This is a genomic window from Antrihabitans spumae, from assembly GCF_043944905.1.
In the GTDB taxonomy this organism is placed as follows: Bacteria; Actinomycetota; Actinomycetes; order Mycobacteriales; family Mycobacteriaceae; genus Antrihabitans; species Antrihabitans spumae.
In genome coordinates, this window is the sequence record NZ_JBIMSN010000066.1 from 1 (window position 1) to 4,118 (window position 4,118).

Genomic DNA, 4,118 nt, shown 5'->3' on the forward strand with positions numbered 1-4,118 from the left:
AACCCAATCCGAAACAGATCAAGCCGGCACGTCAGCCCGGAGAAAGATCTGGGCTAGCACGTTTTTGGTCAGCGCGGCCGCTGCATAGTTCAGCGAAACGTGCCCAAGAAGACCGAGCATCCAGGCATCCGTCTTGGGCGGGTGCGGGGTGATGCCTGCATAGTCGTTGACGGCGACTACACCCCACTCCTTCGGCGCCAGGCCGTCGCGCAACTTCGCATTTATTTCACGCCCGAGGACCTTGATCACTGCAAATACAGTGAAGATGTCGAAGATTGTGAAACGTACTCGACCGTTCTCGATTACATCAGCAGGCAGGCGGCGGTCCAACCGGCGCCATTCACTAGTGGCGGCCGCGCTCATTCTTGCAATTTGCTTGTGCAGCCGCACAGAAGCCCTCCCTCCCGAATGAATATGGGAATTTCTCATCTCACGTAGGAGGTGAAATAGCTCCAAGTATGTCGACGGAGCCGTCGGTGCCACCGTGGAGTCAAGCGTCATCTCGACAGCCTCATGCATATTCCACGCACTCACGCGATTGTGGGTTACCGGCCCATTTCCCATGGCTCGGCGCTGGTAGCCGAACGAAACAACACTGTCGACGACAGTTGTCACGAAGTCTTCATGGAGAGCAAGCGCATACGGTAGCGCAACGGCGCCGAGGTGCTGGCCGGTCTCCGAAAGAATCTCCTTAGCTACATCCGTCCGGAGCTGAAAGTATTCGATATGCGCCACGCCAGGAAATATTTGCGGAAGCAGCTGGCGGGAGGCCGAGGTAAGTTGCAGCGTGTGGGCAGCCAGACTCGAACCAGCCAACAGAGCCATCAAGGCATTGTTTGCCTCTTGCCTCGTTGCTTCATAGCGGCGGTAATCGGGGAACTCCACCCAATTCGACGGTGAGACAGCCATGCCTGAAGGTAGCGCGTACGCGAGAAGGCATGCTGTACCGGAGGGCCCTCCCTCGTAACGCGGCGTCGCCGACCTAGCCGATATCGAACATATGTTCTATCCTTGAGGCTCGTGGCCGCAGCACCGCATCCGACCGACGTTAAGGATGGCTGATGGGCGCCAGCTTGCCTCGGTACCGACATCTGCCAGCAAAGGCGTATACCGCAACCCGGTCGATAAGGAGTGTCACCGTCGCGACACCGCGCGCGCAGCCCGCCCGCCGCACAGCAATCGCGCACCATTGCTGCATACTTCGTGGGGTGGAGACCGATGCAGCGTCGTATCGGCTCGTTACGATCGCAGGCGCGTCGTCGGCGTACATGATAAAGGTCATTGCTCTTGGCGATCACAACCGGCGAACCCTGGGTTTCTTGCCCCGGGCCGGGTATATCGAAGCTGCGAACCGACAGCACGTAATTGCTGCAATCACGCACGACGATACCCTTGCAGCTTATTGCATTTTTGACCCGACCGAAAAATACGTCCGCATCGTTCACATATGCGTAGACACCGGGCATACGGGCAAGAAGCTTGCTGCCCGACTAATCACCGAAGTCAGTGAGCGAAACAGTCACCTGCCGGGTCTGCGACTAAAATGCAGACGCGATTGGCCAGCAGATTCAATGTGGCCAAAACTCGGATTTCAGCCACAGACTGACGTACGGGGCCGGAGCGCCGCCGGACACCTCCTCACTGTATGGTGGCGTCCAAACGTGGACAACTTTGATCTCTTCTCACTGCCTCCACAAGAAATCGATTCTCCGATCGTCGCTGTCGATAGCAACGTATTCTCAGACTTGCACACCCAACGGAAAGAACGACGGGACAGATTTTCTGGATCAGTAGCCCTCCTCGCTGGCGATCAACAGATAACTTTGGCGGTGCCCTTCTCCGTGCCGTCCGAACTGAATAAAACTGTCGACGCGAACGAGCGCAATCGGTTGGTGCAGACCGCGTCGACGTATAGAAAACTGTCCGGCAATCCTGCTGAAGTTGCTTCAACTAAGGCCACGATTTTGAGTGTCGTGCCGCCTGATGCAATCGATAGCGACCCAAGCCTCAGAACAGACGCTCAGTTGTTGGCCGAAGCTATCGTCGGCGGAGCGAACATCTTCCTGACTCGGGACGACAACGCTGTTCGGCAATTGGGAACCGCAGCCTTCGATCGATTCGGTATCGCCGTAATCGATCCATCTGAACTCAAGGGCTTCCTACATCGACGAGAACACTGGCAGGACTATCAGCCTGCCCGCTTGGCAGAGACCACCTATGAGATAACCAGGGGTGACCACTCAGAGTGGAACAGCCCCAAACTCGCCAACATGCTAAACAATGCGGATGGTGAACGAAGATCTGCGTTCAAGCGGCGACTAAAGGATCTCGCAGAGGAGTCCACGCAACAAGTGCAACGCAGCTTGCTCCACGCGCCCGATGGCACGTTAATGGCAGCGTGGGCAGTTGACACGAGCAGTCCAGAGAGGTTGCGAATACCGTTCTTGCGCGTGAATCCGTCAGAACTAAGCAGTACTGTAGCGCGTCAGATAATCTTTTCCCTTCGCCGCACGGCCGTTTCCTTGTCGTCTTCGGCAATTTTGGTCGAAGACCCCTACATAAGCCGAACCACCCGCGCGCTCCTCGAAGTCGAGGGCTTCGCTGCCGGTAGTGGCGGTGTAGCTATAGCCTACGTAATATCCAAATGCAGTGCGTGGGAGGAAGTGCGCCGGATGGTCATGGCGGCTGGCGGAGACCTATCGATGTTGGAATCCGCATGTCCAACAGCAGAGCAGATCGCAGAACTTGAGCGAATTTGGTGGCCGGTAAAGATTATTGATGGTGACCTGCCGAATTACTTTGTTCCAATCAAGAGTAATTTCGCGTACGAACTTCTCGGGCACGCTAACACTCTCATATCACGTTCCGTAGAGCTCGGACTATCACGCGAGCACGTCTACTATCGCTCAGCGAGGATGCAGCTTCAAGCGCCGGCCAGACTTCTTTGGTACTCAAGCGAGCAAGACATGCAGGTCGTTGCGTGTTCCCGACTGCTGGAAAGCTCCACCGGCACCCCCGAATCGCTCTATCAATCCTTCAAGCAACTCGGCGTTTGGAACTTGTCGATGATCCGCAACGCCGCGGACGACAAGAATCGCGTTGGCGTACTCCGATTTACGGATACGGAGATTTTCGAAAGGCCAATTCCCTTGAATACGCTGCGACGCTTTTCAGGTGCAAAATTACCAAGCCAGGGTCCACGCAGGATAGACAATTCGCTATTCAAGATACTGTACGACGAAGGGACGCTGACATGACGGAACTCATGGAGAGCGTGCACGAAGACGGAGCGGCCGATAACGGCCGGTCTCTTCTGGTATCGGTTCGCCCCCGCTACGCGGAGGCGATACTCCGTGGATCGAAGACAATAGAATTGCGCCGGACGAAGCCGAAGGTAAATCCAGGCACGCTCGTGGTCCTGTACTCATCCAGTCCAGTCAAAGCGGTAGTTGGCTGGGCAATCATAGAGACGGTAATTGAGGCCTCACCAGTTGACATGTGGAAATACGCCCGTTCTGCAGCGGCGATTGCGACGAAAGACTATTATAGCTACTTCGCTGGCGCCGAAAGGGCATTCGGCCTCGTACTTCGCGGCGTAACACCCGCGACTACGCCTGTCCCGCTTCGCAGCCTACGCGAATTAGGCGTCGAACCACCGCAGAGCTGGCGTTACCTCAAGTTCGAGACCACAGAGCAGATACGGAACTGGTAGGACAAGCGAGCGACGCGGTTAGGTTCACTATCGCTGCAATTGTCATCGGGGGTTTCGGAATCTCCATCCAAACGTCCAAATCTATATCCACCCAACCGGCCAACCCGTGTGTCTTGCGATGATTTCTCGCCCGGTCACCCGGGAGTGACACATCATCTCCAAACGAGCGCGCATCTGAGTTCCTTATTAGGTCAAAGAACGCTCGGTTATCTGAGAAAATGGATCTGGTCTAACGGTGAAGCCGGGATCACATACCAGGATCGCTGCCCCGCGCGTGCCTAGATAACGTGGCTCCCGCGTATCGTGGCTGCCCATTCGCATTCCAACAAACGAGCCGCCCATCATCTCGACTAGCCCAGATCTTTCTCCGGGCTGACGTGCCGGCTTGATCTGTTTCGGATTGGGT

The 4,118-nt window shown here is 56.1% G+C and carries 3 protein-coding genes; 2 read left to right on the forward strand and 1 reads right to left on the reverse strand.

From position 1 onward, the window contains the following. Nucleotides 1–18: 18 nt before the first annotated feature. Nucleotides 19–885 (reverse strand): hypothetical protein, encoded by an 867-nt coding sequence (locus ACHIRB_RS16775; RefSeq protein WP_395126772.1) that lies wholly within the window; start codon nucleotides 883–885, stop codon nucleotides 19–21. A gap of 323 nt (nucleotides 886–1,208) precedes the next feature. Here ACHIRB_RS16775 and ACHIRB_RS16780 point away from each other — a divergent pair, with 323 nt between their 5' ends. After that, a complete protein-coding gene (locus tag ACHIRB_RS16780; protein WP_395126715.1) occupies nucleotides 1,209–3,257 on the forward strand; it encodes a PIN domain-containing protein in 2,049 nt (682 codons plus the stop codon). After that, the gene (locus ACHIRB_RS16785) at nucleotides 3,254–3,712 is read left to right on the forward strand and encodes an ASCH domain-containing protein (protein WP_395126714.1); all 459 of its coding nucleotides are present in this window, start codon (nucleotides 3,254–3,256) and stop codon (nucleotides 3,710–3,712) included. The genes ACHIRB_RS16780 and ACHIRB_RS16785 overlap by 4 nt, the downstream gene beginning before the upstream one ends. Nucleotides 3,713–4,118: the final 406 nt, after the last annotated feature.